This window comes from Serratia sp. LTN-2, assembly GCF_059740205.1.
Genome location: NZ_JCAXDO010000015.1, coordinates 57,315 through 81,898, shown reverse-complemented (window position 1 = coordinate 81,898; position 24,584 = coordinate 57,315). Strand labels below are relative to the sequence as shown.

The following is a 24,584-nucleotide window of genomic DNA, read 5'->3' as shown; positions in this document are numbered from 1 at the left end:
TAGTGCGTATAATCGCCGCCCGGCGATTAATTAACCTGTAAAAAGAGCGGCAGAATGAGCACCACCAGCCTGATCCAACCCGATCGTGAACTGTTTTCCTATAAGCCCTATTGGGCCGAATGTTTTGGCACCGCGCCGTTTTTACCGATGACGCGGGCAGAGATGGATCAACTGGGCTGGGACAGCTGCGACGTGATCATCATCAGCGGCGACGCCTATGTCGATCACCCGAGCTTCGGCATGGCGATCATCGGCCGCATGCTGGAAGCGCAGGGCTTCCGCGTCGGCATCATCGCGCAGCCGGACTGGAGCAACAAAGAAGATTTCATGCGGCTGGGCAAACCGAACCTGTTCTTCGGCATCACCGCCGGCAACATGGACTCGATGATCAACCGCTACACCGCCGATCGCAAACTGCGCCATGACGACGCCTACACCGCCGGCAACGTCAGCGGCAAGCGCCCGGATCGCGCGACCCTGGTCTACAGCCAGCGCTGTAAAGAAGCATACAAAGACGTGCCGATCGTGCTGGGCGGCATCGAAGCCAGCCTGCGTCGCATCGCCCACTACGATTACTGGTCGGATACCGTGCGCCGCTCGGTGCTGGTGGATTCCAAGGCCGACATGCTGATCTACGGCAACGGTGAACGCCCGCTGGTGGAAGTGGCGCATCGCCTGGCCGCCGGCGAGAAGATCGGCGATATCCACGATATCCGCAATACTGCGGTGATGCGTAAAGAAGCGCTGCCGGGCTGGAGCGGCGTGGATTCCACCCGCCTCGACAAGCCGGGTCGCATTGAGCCTATCCCAAACCCGTACGGCGACGACCTGCCTTGCGCCGACGGCGCCAAGCCGGCAGAGCCGGAAGCCAAACCGATCACCGTGCGCGCCGCCAAGCCGAAGCCGTGGGAGAAGACCTACGTGCTGCTGCCGTCCTTCGAGAAAGTGAAGGGCGACAAGGTGCTGTATGCGCACACCTCGCGCATTTTGCACCATGAAACCAACCCGGGCTGTGCCCGCGCGCTGATGCAAAAGCACGGCGATCGCTATGTGTGGATCAACCCGCCGGCGATCCCGTTGACCACGCCGGAGATGGACAGTGTCTTCGCCCTGCCTTATCAGCGCGTGCCGCATCCGTCCTATGGTCAGGATCGCATTCCGGCCTACGACATGATCCGCTTCTCGGTGAACATCATGCGCGGCTGCTACGGCGGCTGTTCGTTCTGTTCGATCACCGAGCATGAAGGGCGCATCATCCAGAGCCGTTCGGAAGATTCGATCATTCGCGAAATTGAAGAGATCCGCGACAAGGTGCCGGGCTTTACCGGCGTGATCTCCGATCTGGGCGGCCCGACCGCCAACATGTATATGCTGCGCTGCACCAACCCGCGCGCCGAACAGACCTGCCGCCGCGCCTCGTGCGTGTATCCGGAGATCTGCACCTACATGGATACCAACCACGAGCCGACCATCAAGCTGTATCGCCGCGCGCGTTCGCTGGAGGGCATCAAGAAGATCCTGATCGCCTCCGGGGTGCGTTACGATCTGGCGGTGGAAGATCCGCGCTATATCAAAGAGCTGGCGACCCACCACGTCGGTGGCTACCTGAAGATCGCGCCGGAGCACACCGAAGAAGGCCCGTTGTCGAAAATGATGAAGCCGGGCATGGGCAGCTACGATCGCTTCAAACAGCTGTTTGATCACTACTCGAAGCAGGCGGGCAAAGAGCAGTACCTGATCCCGTACTTCATCTCTTCGCATCCGGGCACCCGTGATGAAGACATGGTGAACCTGGCGCTGTGGCTGAAGAAGAACCGTTTCCGCCTCGATCAGGTGCAGAACTTCTATCCATCGCCGATGGCCAACTCGACCACCATGTATTACAGCGGCAAAAACCCGCTGAGCAAGGTGGGGTACAAGAGCGAAGACGTGGTGGTGCCGCGCGGCGATCGCCAGCGTCGTCTGCATAAGGCGCTGCTGCGTTACCACGATCCGGCCAACTGGGCGCTGATCCGCACCGCGCTGGAAGAGATGGGGCTGAAGCACCTGATCGGCAGCCGTCGCGATTGCCTGGTGCCGGCGCCGAGCATCGATGAGCAGCGCGAAGCGAAACGTCTGCAGCGCCATACCCGTCCGGCGTTGACCAAACACACCGACATCAATCGGCAGCGCACGCCGTCCAACCGGCCGCCGCGCAAACCGATTCGCAAGGCCAAGCCGTAACGGCCAGGCTCACGGGCAAACAAAAAGGAGAACCCTCGGGTTCTCCTTTTTATTTACTTTGGTTCATCACAACCGTTCGTAAGCGGCTTCCACTTTCATCAAATGACGCGGCGCCTGCGGTGCGGGATGATATTTGCGCACGTGCCAGTTAAAGGCTTCCGGCGACAGGTTGTTAATCATCGCGATGGCCTGCTGACGGTTGCTGGAGAAGGTGCGCAGCAGCGCGCCGGTGCCGTTGACATAGGCGATGATGGTGGCGTAACGCAGCGTGACGGGATTGGCGATCCCTTTAAGCTGTTGTTTTTGCAAGATGGCCAGATAGGCGGCGCCGAGATCGATATTGGTGTCAGGATCCCGCAGGTCATCGTCGTCCGGGCAGCCGCGTTTCCCTTTGTAGCGATAGGCGTCGCAGCCGGCGGTATCGGCTTTCAGCTGCATCAGGCCGATCGCATTGGACTTGCTGACGGCGGCGGGGTTGAAGCCGGACTCCACCTGGATCATGGCGGTGATCAGCTTGGCGTCCACGCCGTATTCGCTGGCGGCGTCTTTGATGGCGCCATCAAAGGCGTGGCGATCGTAGCTGACGCGCTGTTTCTTGCCGGCGCAGCCCGCCAGCACCAGCATGACACAAAGCATGCCCAGCCGTGACCAGTGTGAGAAAGAGGGTTTCATGGTGCTCCGTGCTTGTCTGTTTTTTAACGGCATTAACCGGCGGCCGGGGTCTCCGGCGTTGTCATCATAACGTCAGGCAATGGAAGGGAGCAATGCGCGGAAAGGAAAAGCCCTCTTCGGCGAAGAGGGCTTGGGGAGGGATTACAGGGTATCCGGATCCGGCCCGAGGCGGTTGCCGACGTCCAGTTTGGCGATCTCGCCCAGTTCGTCCTTATCGAGTTTGAAATCAAACACCTCGAAGTTTTCGCGAATGCGCGACGGCGTGACCGATTTCGGGATCACGATGAGGCCGCTGTCCAGGTGCCAGCGCACCACGATCTGCGCCGGCGTTTTCTCGTATTTTTCGGCCAGCACCTTGATCAGCGGCTGGTCGAACACCCCTTCGCCGCCTTGCGCCAGCGGGCTCCAGGATTCGGTGGCGATGTGATGGGTGGCGTTCCAGGCGCGCAGCTGGCGCTGTTGCAGCAGCGGGTGCAGTTCGATCTGATTGACCACCGGCGCTACGTTGGTTTCATCCAGCAGGCGCTGCAGGTGCGGCGTATGGAAGTTGCACACGCCGATGCTTTTCACCAAGCCTTGATCGCGCAGCTTGATCAGTTCGCGCCAGGCGGAGACGTATTGATCCTGCTGCGGGCGCGGCCAGTGGATCAGATACAGATCCACATAGTCCAGCTTGAGTTTTTCCAGGCTGGTTTCCAGCGCCGCCAGCGGATCGCCCTGATCGTCGTTCCACAGCTTGGTGGTGATGAACAGGTCGCTGCGCGGCAGCGAGCTGGCCTGCAGCGCGGCGCCCACGCCTTCCTCGTTCTTGTAGATCGCGGCGGTATCGATGGAGCGGTAACCGATCTCCAGCGCTTTGCTCACCGCGCGGGTGGTCTCTTCAATACTCGCCTGCCAAACGCCGAGACCCAACTGCGGCATCAGATTACCATCGTGGAGTTTGATGATGGGTTGTTGCGTTGTCATGCGCATCTCCTTGTGTACGGATTGCGGCGCCTGCGGCGCCGAAACGGCTATAGATAAATTCTAGTTGGCAAAATGGGCGGTTGCCGGGTTTGCCAGCCTAATTTCAGCGGTGACGGGAGGGCGACTTTCTCCCCGCTCTCCCTGCGAATGAGCGGTAAGACGGGTGGTACGAAACGATCGGCGGCGCATTGAGGCGCCCGGCGATCGGCCGGGCGCAGGATGCCAGACGGAGACTAAAGCCTAGCAAAAAATCGCCGTTTTGCGATCAACGAGCCGCTTCGTAAATGCGGCGGCTGACGTCCAGGGTGATGTCCTGGTGCTCGCCTAAGGCGGTCATGCCGTGCTGATGCAGCTTGTCGAGCAGCGCCGGAATGCTGCTGCCGTCGAGCCCATAATCCGCCATGCGGGTCGGCACGCCCATTTGTTCGAAGAAGGCGCGGGTGGCGGCGATGGCGCCGTCGATGCGGCTCTCTTCGCTGCCTTCGCGCAGGCCCCAGACGCGTTCAGCGTACTGCAGCAGTTTTTCGCGCTTCTGCGCTTTCTTCTCGTGCAACAGCGCAGGCAGCACGATGGCCAGCGTTTGCGCATGGTCGAGATCGTGCATGGCGGTCAGCTCGTGGCCCAGCATGTGAGTCGCCCAGTCCTGCGGCACGCCGGCGCCGATCAGGCCGTTCAGCGCCATGGTGGCGCTCCACATCACGTTGGCGCGCACCGTATAGTTTTCCGGCTCGGCCAGCGCGCGCGGGCCGTCTTCCAGCAGGGTCAGCAGCAGGCCTTCGGCGAAACGATCCTGCACCTTGGCATCGACCGGGTAGGTCAAATACTGTTCCAGGGTGTGTACGAAGGCGTCGACCACGCCATTGGCTACCTGGCGCGGCGGCAGCGAGTAGGTCACCACCGGATCCAGCACGGCGAAGCGCGGCTGCACCAGCGGCGAGAAGAAGTGCTGCTTGTCGCCGCTGCTTTTACGGGTGATCACGGCACCGCTGTTGGATTCGGAACCGGTGGCCGGCAGCGTCAGCACGCAACCCATCGGCACCGCGTCGGTGATGTGGCTGCCGACGGTTTGCAGAATGTGCCAGGCGTCGCTGCTGGCCGTATAGCGGGCGGCGGCGGCGATGAACTTGGTGCCGTCAACCACCGAACCGCCGCCGACCGCCAGCAGGAAATCGATGTTTTCCGCTTTCACCACCTCGACCGCTTTCATCAGCGTTTCGTAGGTCGGGTTAGGCTCGATGCCGGAGAACTCCCGCACGTCGCGGCCGGCCAGCGCGCTATGCACCTGATCCAGCACGCCGTTTTTCTTTACGCTGCCGCCACCGTAGGTGATCAGGATGCGTGCGTCCGCCGGGATCTGGCCGGCCACGTCCGCAATTTGCTCCTTGCCGAACAGGATTTTGGTTGGGGTATGCAGAATGAAGTTTTGCATGGCTAATTTCTCTCTTTCTGTCAGGCGGGCGCCAAAGCGGCGCAAAGGTGTCTGGCCCGTATTGTCAGGAACCGGGCGGCAACGCACAATGCATATTCCTGTCGGGTTCTTGCCTATTCCTACAAGTCGCTGTAGAAATAGAGAGTTTTAAATTATTATTTATGCCGAATCGTTCTGACTGTAAGAGGGTGTTTCCGTGATTGAAATCGATGCGCTGCGCGGCCGCATGGCGCGCCAGGCGATGGCTATCGCCAGCGGCAATGGCTACACGTCGTCGCCGGTGCCGCGGGTGAAGATTTTGTATGTCGATCGCCACAGTCCGCGTCAGCCGGTGATGTATGAACCGGGGATCGTCATCGTTTTTCAGGGGCACAAGGTCGGTTATTGCGGCAATAAGAAGTTCCAATACGATCCGCGCAACTACCTGCTGATGACGGTGCCGCTGCCGTTTGAATGCGAAACCTTCGCCAGCCCGGAACTGCCGCTGGTTGGGTTGGCGGTCAATATCGATACCCAAATGCTGCAGGACTTGCTGATCGACATCGGCGACGACGACTACCTGATGCAACCGCGGGCGGAGAGCAACGGGGTGAACCTGGCGGAAATGACGGAAGAGTTGCTGTGCGCCACCGAGCGTCTGCTGGACGTGATGGCCAATCCGCTCGACGCCCGGGTGCTGGGGCCGCAGATCGTACGGGAGATTCTCTACTATGTGCTGCGCGGCGCCTGCGGCGCCTCGCTGCAGGAACTGGTGAATCGCCATACCCACTTCAGCCAGATCGCCAAGGCGCTGCGGCGCATAGAAAATCAGTATGCTGACAATCTCAACGTCGAGCAGCTGGCCGGCGAAGTCAATATGAGCGTGTCGGCGTTCCATCACAACTTCAAGGCGGTGACCAACACTTCGCCGCTGCAGTATGTGAAGTCGTACCGGCTGCACAAGGCGCGCCTGCTGATGGTGCATGACGGCCTGAAGGCCAGCACCGCGGCGATCCGCGTCGGCTACGAAAGCGCGTCGCAGTTCAGCCGCGAGTTCAAACGGCTGTTCGGCATGACGCCGAGCGACGAAGTCGCCCGGCTGCGCGACGCCAACCCGCTGCTGTTGGAGGGGTGAGTCGCCGCCGGGCGGCGGGTTATGGAGTCAATACGATCTTGCCGAACGGCCCGCGATCGAGGTGATCCAACGCCTGGGGCAGTTGATCTAAGCGGTATACCTGATCGATCACCGGCTGCAGTTTAACGGCGTCCACGGCGCGCACCAGGTCTTCCAGCGCGCGGCGGTGGCCGACGCCAATGCCCTGAATCACTGCGGATTTCAATAGCAATGGGCCGGCGGGGGCGGAGATTTCGCTGCCTTCCAGGATGCCGATTACCGAGATACGTCCTCCCACCGCCACGGCGCGCACCGAGTTGCCGAGATTGGTGCCGCCCACGGTATCCACCACATGGTCGATGCCGCGATCCTGGGTCAGCTGATAGACCTTCTCCACCCAGTCGCCATGCAGACGATTGATGCCGTGGTCGGCGCCCAGCGCCTTGGCGCGCGCCAATTTTTCGTCGCTGCCGGAAGTGACGTACACCTCGGCACCCTGCGCTTTGGCGATCTGCAGCGCGAACAGCGCCACGCCGCCGGTGCCTTGTACCAATACCGAGTCGCCGGCGCGCAGTCTGCCTTGCTCCACCAGTGCGAACCAGGCGGTCAGCCCGGCGCACGGCAAGGTGCTGGCCTGAGCATCGTCCAGCGACGCCGGCGCCGCCACCAGCCAATCTTCATGCAGTATCACGTATTCCGCCAGCACGCCCTGATAAAAACCGCCGAGGGTGTGATAAGGCACCCGGCGCGCATCGCCGTAGGGTTTTTGCTCGCCGTCGAGCCAACCGGGGCTGAAGGTGGAAATGACGCGCGCGCCGGGCTGAAAGCGGCTGACGCCGGGACCGATGGCATCGACCTCGCCGGCCATGTCCGAGACGGGAGTGAACGGCTGCGGCAGCGTGAGCCCCATGCCGCTTTCTATCATCAATTTGTCACGGTAATTGAGTGAGATAGCCTTCACTTTCACTCTGATTTCGTGTGGCCCCGGCTGTGGGATGGCGCTTGCGCTCAGCTGCAGGTGCTCACGCCCCAGGGCGCTCATCGTCCAGCGTTGCATGGTGTTGGTCATGATGTTCTCCAAAGTCAGCGATTAACAGACCTGCCGATAATATCGTTGATGAAGGTTCGCCAGTGGCGATAAGATTTCCGCAGATTGTTTCTTTCAGAGCGACAAATCATGAGCGATCGGTTGAGCGGCATTTCGGTATTCGTTACCGCCGTGGAGGCGGGCAGTTTTGCAGTGGCGGCCAGCCGGCTGCATCTTTCGCGTTCGGCGGTCGGCAAAACCATCGCCCGGTTGGAGCAGCGGCTGGGGGTGCGGCTGTTTCATCGCACCACGCGCAGCCAGAGCCTGACCGACGACGGTGCGCTGTTCTACGAGCGTTGCCTGCGGGCGCTGGAGGAGATCCGCGGCGCAGAAACGCTGCTGGAGTCGGGAAAACGACAGGTCAGCGGCCGGCTACGGGTGTCGATGCCGGTGCTGTTTGGCCGCATGTGCATTGCGCCGCTGCTGACCGAACTGACGCGCGAGCATCCTGGGTTGGAGTTGGAGCTGTCGTTCAGCGATCGGGTGGTGGACCTGATTGAGGACGGTTTCGATATGGCGATTCGCAACGGTACACTGGCCAACAGCAGCGGCTTGGTGGCGCGGCGTATCGGCGATCACCGCATGGCGCTGTGCGCCTCGCCGGCCTATCTGCAGCGACGCGGCGAACCGCATAACATCGAGCAGTTGGCGCAGCATGAGGCGGTGACCTACATGCGCGCCGGCGCGCGGCGCAGCTGGCGGGTGCTGGACGAAGGCGGCAAGCCGCAGGAGGTGATGCCGAACAACCGGCTGCAGATGGACGACCTGCAGGCCATTGCGGATGCGGCGACGGCAGGATTCGGTATCGCCTGGCTGCCGTGCTGGCTGGTGCGTGAACAGCTGCTGAGCGGGGCGTTGGTGCGCTTGCTGCGCGATCGGCCGGGTGCGGCCTTTGAAGCGCATGCGGTATGGCCGCACACGCCCCATCTGCCGCTGAAGGTGCGGCTGGCGGTGGATACGCTGGTGAGCAAGTTGCCCCCCAGCCTGGCGCTGGTCGAAAAGGCGCTATAACGCGCCGGGCTTAAGACGAGGCGGCGCGCTTCTTGCGCCAGATCACCAACATGGCGCCCAATAAGCCGACGAACAGCAGCAGCAGCGGCAGCAACATCAAGCCGGTCATCACCTGACTTTCGTGGCGTTTCACCAGCGGGATTTGGCTGAAGGCGTAGCCGAGGCCCACCAGCGCACAGACCCAGATCGCCGCGCTCAGCCAGTTAAACACCTGAAAGCGCGAGCTATTGAGCCCGGAGATGCCGGCCATGGTTGGCAGCAGCGTGCGCACGAAACCGAGGAAGCGGCCGATCAGCAGCGCCGTCAGCCCATGGCGGTTGAACAGGCTGTGCGCGCGCTGGTGGTATTGCGCCGGCAACTGTAGCAGCCAGCCTTTTACCAGGCTGGTATGGCCCAGCCAGCGGCCCTGGATATAACTCAGCCAGCAGCCGAGGCCGGCGGCGGCGGTCAAAATCAGCAGAGTGGGGGCAAAGCCCATCACGCCTTTGGCGATCAGCGCACCCGACAGCAGCAGCAGGCTGTCGCCGGGGAGGAAGGAGGCGGGCAGCAGTCCGTTTTCCAAAAACAGGGTGGTGAAAAGCACGGCGTAAACCACCCAAATCACGCTTGGATCGGCGAGGGCGACAAAGTCCTGCTGCCAAAGCGCATGAATAATCTCTCGTAATACATCCATTTTATGTCCTGTTGCATGCCGGTTGCGCCCGGGGTCACGTTCTCCAGGATGCGGCGGTTACCGTATCTGACAGTTACCCGGTTAGTGTACCGCTAATAGCTTAAGCCGACATTAAACGAGACGAAGAAAATTACCGGAATCCGCCTTAGCGCACGCCACTGAGGCGATCGAAACCGGCGGCCAGATCGGCGATCAGGTCTTCGACGTTCTCCAGGCCGATGTGTAAGCGCACCAGCGTGCCGGAGAAGTCGACGCCGCCCGCCGGGCGGATCGCTTCCAGTTCTTCCGGTTGGTTGGCCAGGATCAGCGACTCGAAGCCGCCCCAGGAGTAGGCCATGCTGAAGTGGCTGAAGTTGTCCAGGTAAGCGGCCAACTGCGTATCGTCCAGCCGTTCCTTCAGCACGAAAGAGAACAGTCCGTTGCAGCCGCTGAAGTCGCGGCGGTAGAACTCGTGGCCCTTGCAGCTCGGCAGGGCCGGATGATTGACCGTCGCCACCTCCGGCCGCGCGGCCAGCCAGTTGGCGACCTCGATGCTGCTGCGTTCGTGCTGTTTCAGCCGCACGCTCAGGGTGCGCAGGCCGCGGCTCGCCATGTAGGCGGTGTCGGCATCCACCATCTGCCCCATCAGATAGGAGTACTCGCGCAGTTGGTCCCAACAGCGCGCGTTTGCGACGGCGGTACCGAGCATGTAATCGGAATGGCCGATCAGGTACTTGGTGCCGGCCTGAATAGAAATGTCGATGTCGAAATCCAGCGCCTTGAACAGCACGCCCGCCGCCCAGGTGTTGTCGATCATGATCACCACGTCCGGCGCCACGGCGCGAATGGCCTGCACCATGGCCGGGATATCCTGCACTTCCAGGGTGATGGAACCGGGGGACTCAAGGAACACCACGCGAGTATTGGGTTGGATCAGATTGGCGATGTCGGCGCCGATCAGCGGATCGAAATAGGTGGTGCTGACGTTCATGCGGCCGAGGATATGGGTGCAAAAATCCTGGGTCGGCTCGTACACCGAGCCTGTGACCAGCAGGTGATCGCCGGCGCCGACGAACGACAGGATCGCATTGGCCACCGCCGCCGCGCCGCAAGGGTACAGCACGCAGCCGGCACCGCTCTCAAGCTCCACCATCGCATCCTGCAGCGCAAAGTGGGTCAGGGTACCGCGTCGGCCATAAAACAGCTCGCCGTGGGCGCGCTGTGCGGTGGCGTGTTTTTTGGCGGCGACGGAGTCGAAGACCAGGGAAGAGGCGCGTTGCGTAACGGGATTGACGGAGCCCTGGGTGTAGCGTTTGCCGCGGCCGGCGCCGATCAGCGTGGTTTCGATGTGTTTTGACGTCATGGTACCTGGCTCACCTCTGGTTGCTCTGCACGTGCCCGTTTGCGATAGCCCTTACGTTAGCATGAGTTAATATAGCCATCCAGACGTTTTAACTTCTGGATATAGAAACGGCTATAATTGGCTGCCGGTCACGCATTTCTCGCGTCATCCTTCTGCCGAGTGGGAAGAGAGAAGCCCATTCCTCGGCTGAGGCGCCGTTCGGCAGCGTGGTCTTGTTGCACCGTTGTGGGATAAAAGTAACGAAGTCGCCCTATAAAAGGGGCTTTTAGCGCTGAACGGACGCGGATTGGCACTTTGCGGCAAGGCTGTCTAAAATTTTCTCGTTTATTTGGTAAATAATAATGAGAACTACTATCAATCCCCGGTTGGTTTGATATGATCGCACGCTGAATTATTCCTTAATTTTGATCGGTAATGGGTGGAGGCACAGCGTGAAAACGGCTGGCAAGAATTTAAATCAAGGATCGTTCGGTCAGGGCCGGGCGCAGTGGGGCAAGGCCTTTGGCCGCAGCCTGATGGCTTCTATGGTGCTGGTCGTGGGGCTGGCCGGCAGCGCGCAGGCCGCGCCGGCGACCAACCCGGCCGTTACCGAAAGCGTTGCGCCGAGCACCGCGCTTGCGCCGGCAGCCGCCGCGCCTGAGAGCATCACGCCGGTGAACCCGGCACCAACGATCCAACCACCGGAAACTCGCGGCATGGACCTGTCCGTCTGGGGCATGTATCAGCACGCCGACGCGGTGGTGAAAGCGGTGATGATCGGCCTGGTGTTGGCCTCGATCGTGACCTGGACCATTCTATTCTCCAAGGGCAGCGAACTGCTGCGCGCCAAGCGCCGTCTGCGCCGCGAACAGCTGACGCTGGCCGAAGCGCGTTCTCTGGATGAAGCCTCCGAACTGGCGCAAAACTTCTCACCGGAGAGCGTCAGCGCGGTATTGCTGAACGACGCGCAAAATGAGCTGGAGCTGTCTGCGGAATCCAACGACAACAACGGCATCAAAGAGCGCACCGGTTTCCGCCTCGAGCGCCGCGTAGCGGCCTACAGCCGCAACATGGGCCGCGGCAACGGTTTCCTGGCCACCATCGGCGCCATCTCGCCGTTCGTCGGTCTGTTCGGTACCGTGTGGGGCATCATGAACAGCTTCATCGGCATCGCCCATTCGCAGACCACCAACCTGGCGGTCGTGGCGCCGGGCATCGCGGAAGCGCTGTTGGCGACCGCACTGGGTCTGGTCGCGGCTATCCCTGCCGTCGTTATCTACAACATCTTCGCTCGCGTCATCAGCGGCCATCGCGCCCAGGTGGGCGACGTAGCGGCACAGGTCTTGCTGCTGCAGGGCCGTGATTTGGATCTGGCCGCGACGGCGGAAGCCAAGCGCTCACAGCACGCACACCAACTGCGGGCGGGGTGAGTCATGGCGATGCGCTTAAATGAAGATCTGGACGACAGCGGCGAACTGCATGAAATCAACGTAACGCCGTTTATCGACGTCATGTTGGTGCTGTTGATCATCTTTATGGTGGCCGCGCCGCTGGCAACGGTAGATATCCGCGTCGATCTGCCGGCCTCCTCCGCCAAGCCGCAGCCGCGGCCGGAAAAACCGGTGTTCCTGTCGGTGAAGGCCGACAAGCAGCTCTACGTCGGCGATCAGCCGGTGAATGCCGATCAGCTGACTTCGGTGCTGGATCAACGCACTCAGGCGAACAAAGAAACCACCATCTTCTTCCAGGCGGACAAGAGCGTGGACTATGAAACGCTGATGAGCGTGATGGACACTCTGCGTAAAGCCGGCTACCTGAAAGTGGGGCTGGTGGGCATGGAAGGCGCCGCCAAATAGCGGGCTGATGAAACAGAAAAGGGCGCTTCGGCGCCCTTTTTTACTGGTTCAGAGATATCACTCTCCGGCCAACAAAGCCCGGGAACCGGCATGGCGCCAGCGGATACGGCCCGGCAGATAAAGCGCGTTCTGTTCCAGCGGCCGCTCGTCGATCAGTACGGTGACTTGGTCGAAGCTATATTGCGCCAACGCCCGGCAGTCCTGTGCGACGGTGTCGATCTTCAGCGTCATGCAGTCGAACAGGTAGTGATCGTCGAAGCTGCACAGGTGGATGTCGCTCTCCATCAGCTGATGTTGAGTCAGATAACGCAATACCCCTTCCAACAGGCCGCAGGCGGCGGTAAACAGCGCTTTGGGCGGCCGCCCCAACTGTGCGCAAAGCTGAGCGAACATCTCGTAACCTGAGCTGGGATGATAGTTGCCGTTGATGATCCATTCCGGTTTGCACGTTATGCCGGCGCGCTGCAGGCCAAGCTGGAAACCGGCCAGCCGATCGCGGGTCGGCGAAATGCGCGGCTGCCCGCCGAGAAAATAGATCTCGTCCGGATGTTGGCGCGCGACCTTTTCCACCAGGTCGGCGGTCGAGTTGACCGAATCGGTGATCACCAGCGGCAGTTCGGAACCGGCGATCAGACGATCCATCTGCACCACCGGTAGCCCGGCGTTGATCTTCTGGTATTCGGCATCGTTCAACTGGCTGGAGGCGACGATCAAGCCGTCCACCTGCCGCTGCACCAGACTGTTCACCGCCATCATTTCCTGCGCTGGGTTTTCATCGGTGCAGGCGATCAACAGCTGCAGCCCGGCTTCGCGGCATAGCGTTTCCAGCTCGCGCGAAATCACCGCAAAACCGTAGTTGGTCATCTCCGGCACCACCAACCCCAGCGTGTGGCTGCGGTTGGAGCGCAAAGAGCGGGCGTGGATGCTGGGCTGATAATGGTGTTCGTGCGCCAGCGCCAGAATGCGATCGCGGGTGTCGTCGGACACCCGGTATTCCTTGCTGCGGCCGTTCAGCACCAGGCTGGCGGTCGATTTCGACACCCCGGCCAGCGTGGCGATGTCACTGATGGTAATGCGTTTATTTTTTTTCACTGACGCCATCTGAAGTCATCGGAGGATGCGTCATTCTAGCATGCATGGCGTCAGCGGCCAGTATTCCAACGCCAGCGGCGCGCTCCCGCACAGCCGCAGTTGCGGCTCACCCGCCGGGAAGTAGCGTGCGCTCATCACCGCCTCGCCATGATTGATGAAAATCTCCACGCTGGAACGATCGAACAGCAGTTGCAGATGCGTGACCGGGCCGCGCCAGTAACGGTGCTCCGGCCGGCCGTCGGCCAGGGAAGCACGCGTCAGCTGCAGCCTTTCGCCGTCCCAGTTCAGCGTCATCGCGTCGCCAAAGGTTGCGTTGAACGGGCCCTGTGGCGTTAATTGCAGCTCTGCGGCGCCCAGTGCGTAGACGGGGGCGTCATCGGCGCGCCCCTGCCAGCATGTTGGTTCGCCGCGCAGCTGTTGCAGCTCGCGTGCCGGGCGCTGGTGGAGGCGGCCATGCTGCAGCAACAGCTCGCGCGGGCAGGTCATGGTGTGGAGCCAGCCGTAAAGGCGCGTCGGATGGGCTTCTTCATCTTGTTCGGGTACGCCCATCCAGCCGAACATCAGGCGGCGACCATCTTCCGCCAGCGTTGTCTGCGGCGCATAAAACTCGAAGCCGGCGTCCAGTTCGCGAAATTCGCCGTGACGGAAGGCTGCCTGCTGGTAATCCAGCTTGCCGAGCAGATAACCGGCCTGATAGCGATTGAGGTAACGTTCTGACTGCGGCGCCAGTCCCTGCGGGCAGCAGATCAACACCTCGTCACCGCCCAACGAGAACAGATCCGGGCACTCCCACATGTAGCCGAATTCACTCAGACCGTTCAGGCCGGAACCGGCGATTTCTCCCAGCGCTTGCCAGTCGCGCAGATCGCTGGAACGACATAGCAGCACCTTACCGCGATCCTGCAAGTCACGTGCGCCGAGCACCATGTACCAGTCATTTTGATGACGCCACACTTTCGGATCGCGTACGTGACCGCTGTAGCCCTCCGGCAGCGGCAGCACCGGCCCGAGTTTGCGATATTCGCCCCGCTCGCTTTCCTGAGCCAGGCATTGGTAAGCGGTGCGTGAGCCGTCTGGGAATTTCACGTTGCCAGTGTAGATCAGCGTGATTTTGTCTTCCGCCACCACGGCCGAGCCGGAGTAACAGCCGTGGCTGTCGTAACAGGCGCCGGGCGCCAGGGCGATCGGCTGGTGCTCCCAATGCAGTAAATCGGCTGACTGCCAGTGTCCCCAGCATTTGTTGCGGTGATCGCAACCCAGCGGATTCCACTGATAAAACAGATGATAAATGCCGTTGTGCTGGATAAAGCCGTTGGGATCGTTCAGCAGGCCAACGCTGGGTGCCAGATGCCAGTCCGGTCGGTGCGGATCGCGCAGCGCGAGCGGCTGGCCGTTCATTAACGCCCGCATTGCCTGCTTGATTAAGCTGAGTTCTTCCATCATTGCGCGTCCGTTTTGTATTTCAGCAATAGGGAGAGGACAAAGGCGCTGCCAAACGCGATCGCCAGACCAATGATATAGCTGACCAGAGAACTGGCCTGCACGATCGCCATGCCGGGGATCGCCGTCAGCCCGACCGCGTTCATGCCGACATGGTTGGCCACCACCCAGGCACCGCCGAGCGCTCCGCCCGCCAGCGCCGCCAGAAACGGTTTCACGAAGCGCAGGTTGATGCCAAACAGCGCCGCCTCGGTGATGCCGAGCATGGCGGAAAAGGCCGAAGGTACCGCAATGGCTTTGATTTTGGCGTCGCGGGTTTTGAAATAAACCGCCAGACAGGCGCCGCCCTGAGCGATGTTGGCCATCGACCAGATCGGCAGCAGGAAGTTGACGCCGATATTGGGGTTGCCGAGCAGCCCGGCCTCTACCGCGTGGAAACTGTGGTGGATGCCGGTGATGACGATAGCGGAATAGAGACCGCCGAACAGCAGCCCGGCGAACCACCCCGCATGGACAATCAGCGTGCTGAGCACGAAGGAGATGCCGTCGCCCAGCGCCCGACCGGCGGGGCCGATAAACAGCAGGGCGACAAAGCCTGAGATGACCACCGTCAGGAACGGCGTCAGGATCAGATCGAGCGCGTTGGGGATCACCTTGCGCAGGCGTTTTTCCAACAGGCTCATGAACCATACCGTCAGCAGCACCGGGAACACGGTGCCCTGATAGCCGATCATGGCGATTTCCAGACCGAAGAGGTTCATGGTGTGGAACCCTCCGGCGACGCCCCAGGCGTTGGTCAACGCCGGATGTGTCAAAATGCCGCCGAGCGTGGCGCCCAGATAAGGGTTGCCGCCGAATTCGCGTGCGGCGGTGAAACCGATCAGAATCGGCAGGATAATGAACGCCGCCGAGCTGAACATATCCAGCATGATGAACAACGCACTGTCGGCATCGGCCCAGCCGTAGGTTTTCACCATGCCGAGCAGCCCCATTAACAGACCGGAAGCGACGATCGCCGGGATGATTGGCACGAAGATGTTCGACAGCAGGCGGGCGATGCGCTGCAGCGGGTTGAGTTTTTTCGCCGCGATATCGGCGGCTTCGGCCTTGCTGGATTCGCTGACGCCTGCTGCCTTGATGAATTCCGCATGCACCTTGTTGACCAGCCCGGTGCCGAAGATCACCTGGATCTGGCCAGCGTTGCTGAAGCAGCCTTTGACGCCGTCCAGTTTGCCGATGGCCTCTTTGTCCACCTTGCTGTCGTCCACCAGCACCAGGCGTAAGCGCGTGGCGCAGTGGGCGGCGCTGGCGATGTTCTCTTTACCGCCGAGCAGCGGCAACAGCGCGTTGGCGGTTGCGGTAATGTCCATGTTGTCCCCTTGCTAAATTAAAATGTCGCCGTGCAGTTTTGCGGCGCAATTCCGTGAATCGGTGTCAGAAGAAATACTTGAATCTGGCGCGCACGCCGTAACGCTGGTCGTTGTCGCCGTTGGCGATCTTGTTCTCGGCGTTGGCTTCCAGCAGCGAAACATAGGCGCCTAAATACACATTGAAATTCTTCATATTCATAATATTAGGTATCTGATACGACGCATGAACGGTGTGGATGTCGTAGTTGCCCGGCTCGCTGAGCGGATTGTGGATATCGGCGGCGATCCCGGCGGTATTGAACTCTTGGATGTTGTTATGGGCATAGATATAACCCAGTTCGAAGCGCCGCCACAGCACGTTAACGCCAGCGGTAAAGTCTTGCTCGCCTGACGCATCCAGATAGGCGGTGCTCAGGTTGGCCACCATGCCGTTATCCGGATCGGCCGCGTTGGTGTTCCAGCTCATGGTCATGCCGTAGCCGTTGCGCTTCGATTGATCGACGAAGCGGCCCTGGCTGTCCTGATAGCCGTAGGCATTATTCACCACGTTGCTTTCCATCGCCGCCGCGATGCTGAAGGCATCTTTCTTCCAGGCGATCACCGGGCGCAAATAGGCGACGTTTTTCTTATTGTCCAGCGCATTGCCGTGGTAGCTGCTGTCCTGGAACAGCGAAGTGCCGTCTTCCACCAGCGTGTTCAGTTCGAAATAGACATCCCCGGCGTATTTGCTCAACATCAGGTTCCCGCCGCTGCTGCTGCGGCCACGGCCTTCTTTCATCATATAGATATAGCCAAAGCCGTCAGCGTACAGATCGTTGGCGGTATTGCCGGAGTATTGAATGAAGGTGTCCTGATTCAGCGGGAACATGTCGTAGGCTTCGAAGCGGCCGATTTTGGTTTGCCAGTTCTTTTCATTGCCGAAGAAGAAAGCTGCGTCGTCCAGGTTCATTTTGCCGGTCATGTCCGCCAGCGGCTGGACGCTGAAGCCGGAAAAGTTGCCGCCCGGATTGCGGCGATAGCCGTCCAGTCCCACCAGAATGCGGCCGTTGATATCCCAGCGCTCTTTGCTGCCGGGTTTCCAATCCTTGTGATCGCTGCCTTTCAACGACGTCAACTGGCCGCTGCGGCTGGCGCCGTCCAGATTGAACTCCACGTCGCCGTACAGCTTCAGATCGTTGAAGCCGTTCAGTTTCAGCGCGCCGGTCGAGGGAGATTGCGTTTCCGGCGCGGCGGCACGTTGCGCGACCTGAGCGGTTTGCCTTTCGGTGTTGGCGGTGCGCTGTTCCAGCTGTTGCGCCCGACGTTCAGCCGCCGTGGCGCGGGTTTCTGCCTGTGTGGCGCGCCGTTCCGCCTGCGCCAGACGTTGTTCCAGCGCGTTGAGACGCGCCTCGATACTGTTGCCGCTCGAGGCCGCTGCGTTGGAAGCGGAGAGGAAAAGCCCTGTTGTTATCGCCAAATAGCTGAGTTTTTTCATCATCGTCTATCATCCGGGAAGGGTTGTTATTATTTTTTGCTAAATTGCTAAACCGGTTTTTCAAGGCGAAAGATAGCGATCGAGAAGCGGACTGGCAATCAAGTTTGCTAACCCGATTCAGCTATTGTGATCGAGTACGCAAATCGTGGGCTAAAAGACCACGGCGCTAAGGAGAGCGCCGTGGACGCAGAGAGTCAACGCAGGAAAGCAGCCAACTCGTCGGCGCAGGGCAGGGCGGTCATGGCGCCTTTGGCGGTGGTGGCCAGCGCGCCGCAGGCCTGAGCCTGGGCGATGATCGCCGACCATTGTGCTTCTTGCGGCAATTCGTGAAGACGTGCCAGCGCCGCTAACAGCCCGGCGACGAAGGCATCGCCGGCGCCGGTGGTATCTACCGGCACGACAGGCGGCGCGGGGAAATGGCGCAGACGATGCCCATCGTGTACGCAGACGCCATCGCCGCCCAGCGTTACCAGCAGCAGGCGCAGCGGATAGGTTTGCATCATCCAGCGAATGGCGTTCTCCAGATCGTCAAGATGGCTGATAAAAGCCAGCTCTTCGCGCGACAGTTTCACCACGTCCGCCAGCAGCAGCGCCTTTTGCAGACAGGGGCGCAGCGCTTCCGGCTGGCGCCAGACCTCTTCGCGGATGTTGGGATCGAAACTGACCCGGCCACCGGCCGCCCGGATGCGTTCCATCGCGGCAAAGGCCGCGCTGCGGCTGGGTTCCTGAGAGAGCGCGATGGAGCAGAGGTGCAGCCATTCCCCCTGTTGGAAAACCGGCAGATCGTCGGGCTGCAAAAACAGATCGGCGCTGGGCTGCACCATAAACGTGAATGAACGCTCACCCTGCTGATCGAGATCCACCACGACCGTGGAGGTGTGATGTTCGGGATCCGGCCGCATATGGCCGATATCCACCCCTTCATCGCTTAGCACCTGCTGCAAAAAGGCGCCGAAGCTGTCTTGCCCCACCCGGCCGATAAAGGCGCTGTCGCCACCGAGGCGGGCGATACCTACCGCCACGTTAGCCGGCGCGCCACCGGGGCATTTGAGATAGCCGTTGGCATTTTCCGGCACCAGGTCGATCACGGCGTCGCCCAGTACCCATACGCGATTCATCATGCATAATCCCTGTTTTTGTCCTTGTTAGATGGGTTGCTAAAATAGAAGAACCGGTTTAGCAAGGCAATGAAATAATGCGTTAAGGTGTTTGGAGGGTGAGGAAGATCAATCTTTCTGCTTGGCCTGGGGAAGGGAGTCTGCCCCGCGAACCGGCGCGGGGCGAGATAACGGGGTGGCTTAGCCCATCTTCGGGTAGACGCCGGGGCCGATTGGCAACCCAAGCGCATACCAGGCCAGCAGCAGCAAAATCCACACGCTGAAGAACACCAAAGGATAGGGCAGGATCAGCACGTAATAGGTGCCGAGCTGCGCGTCTTTGCGGTAGCGCTGCAGGAAGCCGAGGAACAGCGGCAGGAACGGCGACATTGGCGCCAGCGGGAGCACCGCAGAGTCGGCGATGCGAAAGATCATCTGGGCGAATGCCGGGTGAAAACCGAGCAGCATAAACATCGGCACGAAGATCGGCGCCAGAATCGACCAGATCGCCGAGCCGCTGGCGATGAACATGCACAGGAAGGCGGAGAGGAACATCAGGCCGAGAAACGCCGGTGCGCCGCTCATGCCGGCGGCTTCCAGCATGTCGGTCAGGCCGACAGCCATAAACTTGCCCATGTTGCTCCAGTTAAAGAACGCCACGAACTGCGACAGCGGAAACACCATCACGATAAAACCCGCCATGCTTTTCATCGGATCGAGCAAGTGGTGGGGAATATCGTCCGGCCGCCGGATCTGTTTGGTGACCACGCCATAGGTAATGGCGACGGTGAAGAAGAACAGGATGATGATCGGCACAATGCCCTTGATGAACGGGGAAGGGATCACCGAACCGGTGTGCGGATCGCGCAGCGGCGCGGCCTCCGGCACCACCAGGGCGGCGATGATGGCGATAAACACCAGTGCGGCGATGCCGCTCATCATCAGCCCCCGGTTCTGCAGCGGGGTCAGCGCTGCGATTTTGTCTTCGGCGCTGCCTTGCCACTTCGGCAGTCGGGGCTCGATAAACTTGTCGGTGAGCAGTGCGCCGGCGATGGTCAGCACGATCACGGAGGTGGCCATAAAGTACCAGTTGTCGATTACGCTGACGTGAACCGCGCCGTCCACCGCCTTGGTGGCTTCGGTGCTGATGCCGGAAAGCAATACGTCGGTGGTGACGATCAACAGGTTGGCGGTAAAGCCGGAGGCGACGCCGGCGATCGCCGCCAGCAGCCCGGCTATCGGGTGGCGGCCCACCGCGATAAACATCAGCGCGCCAAGCGGCGGCATCACCACCAGCGCGGCGTCCGATGATATATGGCTGAAGAAGGCGATAAACAGCACCATATAGCTGGCGTAGCGGGCGCTGACGCGCGAGGCCATTTTGTACATCAGCGCCTGCAGCAGGCCGACCTTTTCTGCCAGGCCGGCGCCTATCACCAGCGCCAAAATAGCCCCCAGCGGCGCAAAGCTGCTGAAGTTATGGATGATGTTGGGGAATATCCATTGCATGCCCGCCACGCTCATCAGGTTATTTACCTTGATGAGTTCGCCGGTGGCCGGGTTTTTCACCGCCACGTCGAGCCAGGAAAACAGTGCGGTGGCCAGCATAAGCACCAGGATCAAATAGACGAACAGGAGAAACGGATTGGGGATCTTATTGCCGATGCGTTCTACCCAGTAAAAAACGCGTCCGGGGCTTTTATTGATTGGCGTTGTGGCCTCACTCATGATTTTACCCTCTGTGCTTGCTCTGTTGTGTGATTGTTATTATTTGATTTATTTATAATTATGTTTATTGACCCGGTTGCCCGGGCCCTGTCTGTTCATGTTATTTCAATGGCGATGGTTGCACCCCCTGTGGGATTGGGCAGCGGTACGGCTGTTCGGCGCGCTGGCGCTCGAACTCGCTGCGGCAGCGCGCCAGCAGGGCGCTGTCGCTCAGCAGATCGATGGCGGTCGCCGCCATCACCTTGCCGGCCAGGCACATGCCCTTATGGGCGATAGCGGTGCGGCCCTGCGCCACCAGTTGCCAGGTGTGCAGCGGAGTGCCGAGTGCGAAACAGGGACTGAAGCATTGGGCGGTCGGCGCCACCCAGCTCACGTCGCCAACGTCGGTAGAGCCGTACAGCAGGTCGTCGGATTCCACATAAGGCGCGACCTCGTCCATCAGCACCTTATCTCCCAGCAGTTGCACCCACTCGTGCCCGGCCGCGCCGCCGGTGCGGGCAATATTGAGTTTGGCGTTGCGCAGATCGTCGCGGCTCAGCGTCTGGCGGATTTCCTTGGCGAAGCGGCGTTCGGCGTCGCTGTACTCGGGCAGACCGAAATCGCACAGGTTTTGATACATCGCCCGTTCCAGACTGCGGTTCGGCACATAGTTGGAGCAGGCTTTGTCGAAGCGCACCTCCATCTGGGTGTCAGTCATCAGCGCTGCGCCCTTGGCGATGTTGATCACCCGTTGGTAAATGTCCTGCGCCTGATCGAGCTGCGGCGCGCGGATCAGGTACAACACTTCGGCGTCGGCCTGCACCACGTTGGGCGAGCTGCCGCCGGTGTTGGTGACCGCGTAGTGCAGCCGCGCTTCCTGCACGATATGTTCGCGCAGGAAGTTGGCGCCGGTATTCATCAGCGTCACCGCGTCCAGCGCGCTGCGCCCCAGGTGCGGCGAGTTGGCGGCATGGGCGGCGACGCCCTTGAAGTGAAACGCCGCCTGAATGTTGGCCAGTGTGCTGGTATTGAACATGCCGCTGAAGCCTTCCGGGTGCCAGGTGAGGGCGGCGTCGACGTCGTCGAACAGGCCTTCGCGCACCATAAAGGTTTTGCCGGAGCCGCCTTCTTCGCCCGGGCAGCCGTAGAAGCGCAGGGTGCCGGTCAGCCGGTTCTGCTGCATCCACGCCTTGGCGGCGAAGGCGCCGGCCAGCGCCGCGGTGCCCAGCAGGTTGTGGCCGCAACCATGACCGTTGCCGTTTTCCACCAGCGGCTGCGGCGTGGCGCAACCGGCCTGCTGGCTCAGTCCGGCCAGCGCGTCGTACTCGCCCAGCAGCGCGATGACCGGGTGGCCGCTGCCGTAGCTGGCGATAAACGCCGTCTCGATGTCGCCCACGCCGCGTTCAACCGAAAAGCCTTCCTGCTCCAGCGCATCGGCCAGCAGCGTAGCGGAATAGGTCTCGTTGAAGCGCGTTTCCGGATGGTCCCAAATCGCGTCGCTCAGCGCGCTGAAGCGGGGTTGGCGTTGGTCAATGTAGTCGCCGATAAATGCCTGCCGTTGTGGATTGCTCATGCTTCGCTCCCGAATGTCGGCAGGTTCAGCGCCAGCGACGCCAGCGTTTTCACCGCCACCGCCATCACCTGCTCGTTGAAGTCAAATTTTTCGTTATGGTGCCCGGCGCTCAGCTCGGTGCCGAAAATGACGTATGAGGCCTGGCCGCCGTGCGATTTCACCCGTTCCATCATGTAGGTGGCGTCTTCTGAGCCGGCGGCCTGTTCGCGGCGATCGACCACCGAGGCCAGCTCGGTTATCTGCTGCGCCTGGCGGCGGATGTAATCCACCCACGGTTGGGTCGGTTTGCTGCTCTGCGCCGCGCCCATCAGCGCGATATCGCAGGCGACGCCGTGCATCCTGGCGGCACCTTCGATGGCGTTCAGCGCCTGTTGATAAACGAACGCGTTGATCTCATTGGTGGCGCCGCGCGTTTCTACCTTCATAAACGCCCGATCGGCGATCACGTTGCGGCCGGTGCCGGCCTGCAGCACGCCGACATTGATGCGCGAGCTGCCTTCGCTGTGGCGTGGGATGGCGTAAAGCCCCAGCGCAGCCTGCGCCGCTGCCAGCAGCGCGTTGCGACCGTCTTCCGGCTTGGCGCCGGCGTGCGAGGCGACGCCGCGAAAGGTGACGTCCAGCTTGCTGGTGGCCATAAAGCTGTCGCTGCCGCACACCAGCTCACCGGCTGGCACGCCGGTGCCGATATGCACCGCGGTGAAGAAATCGACGTCGTCCACCACGCCGGCCTCTACCATCGATTTAGCGCCGCGTGTGCCTTCTTCCGCCGGCTGGAAGATCAGTTTGACGGTGCCGCTAAGCTGGGGCTCCAGGCTTTTGAACACGTGCGCCAGCCCCAGGCCGATGGTGGTATGGCCGTCATGACCGCATGCATGCATCATGCCGCTGTTGCAAGAGGCGAAGCCTTCACTAAACGGCAAATGTTCGGGCTCCAGCAATTCGTTGAGATCGAGGGCGTCCATATCCACGCGGTAGGCGATGGTAGGGCCGGGGCGGCCGGTATCGAGCGTTGCGACGATGCCGGCGAAGCCGCCGGAAAAGTGCGGCAGCCATTTCTCCAACGCCCCTTGATTGCGGGCGCGCTGTTCCTGCGCTTCCAGCTCGGCGGGAGAGGGTAGCCCCATGCGCGCCTCTGCCTTGATGACCTCGCGGCCCAGCTGCAGGCGATAACCCAGCCGATCGAGTTCTTCCGCCACCAGGGTGGCGGTGCGGAACTCAAACCAGCCGGACTCGGCATAGCGATGGAAGTCGCGGCGCCAGGCCTGCAATTGCGGGTACAAATCGGCCACCAACATCGAAAGCGAATTAGTCATAGTGATATCTCATAAGTTATCGCGCGCTGGATCGCTCCAGGCAGCAGTTATGCTCTGAACTGAAATCAGACGGTGAAGCTATTGCAAAGAAAAAGGTGTATTTGGTTACTAACTGCCGTGAATGGCGCTTATTGGCGCAGAAAATGCGCTTAATTAAGCGAAATAAGAATTTGGTTATTTATTATGTTTTTTCCGAATGTACACAATGGAATCTGGCTAAATAAGATGCCAATATCTTGCTATTGATAAATAACGGTTATCGCCTTTCGCCTATGCCAGCCTCGATAAAATTGCACCAATTACGTGCATTTGTGGACGTTAGCCGCCAGGGTAGCATCCGCGCCGCCAGTCGTACCTCACGCCTTTCCCAGCCTGCGCTGACCAAGGCCATTCAGGAACTGGAAGAGGTACTGGGCGCCAAGCTGTTTATTCGCCGCAGTCAGGGGGTGGTATTGACCGACTGCGGCGATAACTTTTTCCAGCATGCCAGCCTGATCCTCGAAGAGCTGCGGGTGGCGCAGGAAGACATTCAGCAGCGGTTGGGGTTGGCGGGCGGTACGGTGAATATCGGCGTTGGCGGCAGCATCGCGCGCACCGTGATGCCGCAGGTGGTCACCCAGTTTCACCGTGAGTATCCCAACGTGAAGGTGCGGATCGTCGAGGGGCAGCTGGTGTCGATGATCCCTGAACTGCGCCAGGGCGAGCTGGATTTTACCGTTAATACCTACTATCCCAGCAGCCTCGATAACGAGCTGCAGTACGAACGGCTGATGGAAAAAGAGTATCGGGTGGTGGTGCGCAAAGGGCATCCGATGGAGGGGGCGACCTCGTTGAAACAGCTGCAGCACTGCGACTGGACCATGCCGACGCCAAAAGGCAGTTATTACCGGCTATTGCACGATCTGTTCGGGGACTTGGGCATGGCGCCGTCGATCAGTGTGACCTGCGAGACCTTTATGGCCTGTACCAGCCTGGTGGCGCAGAGCGATTTTGTCAGCATTCTGTCGGTGGACGTGATTTCCGATCCGATTCTGGGCAAGCATTTGGTGCCGCTCGAGCTGGAAGAGAGCCTGCCGAAGGCGACGTTTTATCTGATCCAACGCAAGGACACCACCCTGACGCCGATGGGCGCGCACCTGGCGCGCCTGTTTCGCCTTTACTGTCGGTGATACCGAGGCCCCGGTGGG

20 protein-coding genes are annotated in these 24,584 nt (G+C 60.8%); 6 read left to right on the top strand and 14 right to left on the bottom strand.

Going from position 1 to position 24,584, the window contains the following annotated elements:
- The first annotated feature begins 54 nt into the window (after window positions 1-54).
- Window positions 55-2,223: a YgiQ family radical SAM protein gene (locus tag AC6BYQ_RS22320; protein ID WP_019453050.1), complete on the top strand. Its 2,169-nt coding sequence runs from the start codon at window positions 55-57 to the stop codon at window positions 2,221-2,223.
- A 66-nt stretch (window positions 2,224-2,289) separates the two neighbouring features.
- On the opposite strand, the gene AC6BYQ_RS22315 is transcribed toward AC6BYQ_RS22320, so the two are convergent.
- The 3 genes from AC6BYQ_RS22315 to yqhD form a co-directional block, all read right to left on the bottom strand.
- Window positions 2,290-2,895 carry a transglycosylase SLT domain-containing protein gene (locus AC6BYQ_RS22315; RefSeq protein WP_025160100.1) on the bottom strand — a complete coding sequence of 202 codons (606 nt, stop codon included), beginning with the start codon at window positions 2,893-2,895 and terminating at the stop codon, window positions 2,290-2,292.
- A gap of 141 nt (window positions 2,896-3,036) precedes the next feature.
- Window positions 3,037-3,861 carry a 2,5-didehydrogluconate reductase DkgA gene (gene dkgA / locus AC6BYQ_RS22310; protein ID WP_498057548.1) on the bottom strand — a complete coding sequence of 275 codons (825 nt, stop codon included), beginning with the start codon at window positions 3,859-3,861 and terminating at the stop codon, window positions 3,037-3,039.
- Window positions 3,862-4,126: 265 nt separating this feature from the next.
- Window positions 4,127-5,290 carry an alcohol dehydrogenase gene (gene yqhD, locus AC6BYQ_RS22305; protein WP_498057547.1) on the bottom strand — a complete coding sequence of 388 codons (1,164 nt, stop codon included), beginning with the start codon at window positions 5,288-5,290 and terminating at the stop codon, window positions 4,127-4,129.
- Window positions 5,291-5,516: 226 nt separating this feature from the next.
- On the opposite strand from yqhD, the gene AC6BYQ_RS22300 reads away from it, so the two are divergent.
- The gene (locus AC6BYQ_RS22300; protein ID WP_154747344.1) at window positions 5,517-6,404 is read left to right on the top strand and encodes an AraC family transcriptional regulator; all 888 of its coding nucleotides are present in this window, start codon (window positions 5,517-5,519) and stop codon (window positions 6,402-6,404) included.
- Window positions 6,405-6,423: 19 nt separating this feature from the next.
- Here AC6BYQ_RS22300 and AC6BYQ_RS22295 read toward each other — a convergent pair whose 3' ends face one another.
- On the bottom strand, window positions 6,424-7,452 hold the full coding sequence (locus AC6BYQ_RS22295) for a zinc-dependent alcohol dehydrogenase family protein (protein ID WP_498057546.1): 1,029 nt from the start codon (window positions 7,450-7,452) through the stop codon (window positions 6,424-6,426).
- A 108-nt stretch (window positions 7,453-7,560) separates the two neighbouring features.
- On the opposite strand from AC6BYQ_RS22295, the gene AC6BYQ_RS22290 reads away from it, so the two are divergent.
- Complete coding sequence (locus AC6BYQ_RS22290) at window positions 7,561-8,481, top strand: LysR family transcriptional regulator (RefSeq protein WP_197667901.1); 921 nt, start codon at window positions 7,561-7,563, stop codon at window positions 8,479-8,481.
- A 10-nt stretch (window positions 8,482-8,491) separates the two neighbouring features.
- Here the strand turns inward: AC6BYQ_RS22290 and AC6BYQ_RS22285 are convergent, their stop codons facing one another.
- Complete coding sequence (locus AC6BYQ_RS22285; protein ID WP_019453043.1) at window positions 8,492-9,154, bottom strand: DedA family protein; 663 nt, start codon at window positions 9,152-9,154, stop codon at window positions 8,492-8,494.
- Window positions 9,155-9,299: 145 nt separating this feature from the next.
- The gene (gene metC, locus AC6BYQ_RS22280) at window positions 9,300-10,496 is read right to left on the bottom strand and encodes a cystathionine beta-lyase (protein WP_498057545.1); all 1,197 of its coding nucleotides are present in this window, start codon (window positions 10,494-10,496) and stop codon (window positions 9,300-9,302) included.
- 431 nt (window positions 10,497-10,927) lie between these two features.
- Here metC and exbB point away from each other — a divergent pair, with 431 nt between their 5' ends.
- Together exbB and exbD are read left to right on the top strand one after the other, a co-directional pair.
- Window positions 10,928-11,905 (top strand): tol-pal system-associated acyl-CoA thioesterase, encoded by a 978-nt coding sequence (gene exbB, locus AC6BYQ_RS22275; protein WP_498057544.1) that lies wholly within the window; start codon window positions 10,928-10,930, stop codon window positions 11,903-11,905.
- A 3-nt stretch (window positions 11,906-11,908) separates the two neighbouring features.
- The gene (gene exbD / locus AC6BYQ_RS22270; protein WP_004937307.1) at window positions 11,909-12,331 is read left to right on the top strand and encodes a TonB system transport protein ExbD; all 423 of its coding nucleotides are present in this window, start codon (window positions 11,909-11,911) and stop codon (window positions 12,329-12,331) included.
- 57 nt (window positions 12,332-12,388) lie between these two features.
- On the opposite strand, the gene AC6BYQ_RS22265 is transcribed toward exbD, so the two are convergent.
- The 8 genes from AC6BYQ_RS22265 to AC6BYQ_RS22230 all read right to left on the bottom strand — a co-directional run bounded on the left by AC6BYQ_RS22265 (window position 12,389) and on the right by AC6BYQ_RS22230 (window position 23,397).
- On the bottom strand, window positions 12,389-13,432 hold the full coding sequence (locus tag AC6BYQ_RS22265; RefSeq protein WP_498057543.1) for a LacI family DNA-binding transcriptional regulator: 1,044 nt from the start codon (window positions 13,430-13,432) through the stop codon (window positions 12,389-12,391).
- Window positions 13,433-13,453: 21 nt separating this feature from the next.
- Window positions 13,454-14,863: a sucrose-6-phosphate hydrolase gene (locus tag AC6BYQ_RS22260; protein WP_498057558.1), complete on the bottom strand. Its 1,410-nt coding sequence runs from the start codon at window positions 14,861-14,863 to the stop codon at window positions 13,454-13,456.
- Window positions 14,863-16,233, bottom strand: coding sequence for a sucrose-specific PTS transporter subunit IIBC (locus AC6BYQ_RS22255; RefSeq protein WP_063918739.1), 1,371 nt, complete (start codon window positions 16,231-16,233; stop codon window positions 14,863-14,865). Before AC6BYQ_RS22255 ends, AC6BYQ_RS22260 begins: the two co-directional genes overlap by 1 nt.
- 64 nt (window positions 16,234-16,297) lie before the next feature.
- Entirely contained in the window at window positions 16,298-17,707 is a 1,410-nt protein-coding gene (locus AC6BYQ_RS22250) for a carbohydrate porin (RefSeq protein ID WP_498057557.1), read from the bottom strand.
- 194 nt (window positions 17,708-17,901) lie between these two features.
- Window positions 17,902-18,828, bottom strand: a complete 927-nt coding sequence (gene cscK, locus AC6BYQ_RS22245) for a fructokinase (protein WP_154747323.1) — start codon at window positions 18,826-18,828, stop codon at window positions 17,902-17,904.
- Window positions 18,829-19,005: 177 nt separating this feature from the next.
- Window positions 19,006-20,532 (bottom strand): p-aminobenzoyl-glutamate transporter, encoded by a 1,527-nt coding sequence (gene abgT, locus AC6BYQ_RS22240; RefSeq protein WP_198636849.1) that lies wholly within the window; start codon window positions 20,530-20,532, stop codon window positions 19,006-19,008.
- A gap of 100 nt (window positions 20,533-20,632) precedes the next feature.
- On the bottom strand, window positions 20,633-22,084 hold the full coding sequence (locus tag AC6BYQ_RS22235) for a M20 family metallopeptidase (RefSeq protein ID WP_498057542.1): 1,452 nt from the start codon (window positions 22,082-22,084) through the stop codon (window positions 20,633-20,635).
- Entirely contained in the window at window positions 22,081-23,397 is a 1,317-nt protein-coding gene (locus AC6BYQ_RS22230) for a M20 family metallo-hydrolase (RefSeq protein ID WP_498057541.1), read from the bottom strand. Before AC6BYQ_RS22230 ends, AC6BYQ_RS22235 begins: the two co-directional genes overlap by 4 nt.
- A gap of 272 nt (window positions 23,398-23,669) precedes the next feature.
- Here AC6BYQ_RS22230 and AC6BYQ_RS22225 point away from each other — a divergent pair, with 272 nt between their 5' ends.
- Window positions 23,670-24,566, top strand: a complete 897-nt coding sequence (locus AC6BYQ_RS22225) for a LysR family transcriptional regulator (RefSeq protein ID WP_025304273.1) — start codon at window positions 23,670-23,672, stop codon at window positions 24,564-24,566.
- Window positions 24,567-24,584: the final 18 nt, after the last annotated feature.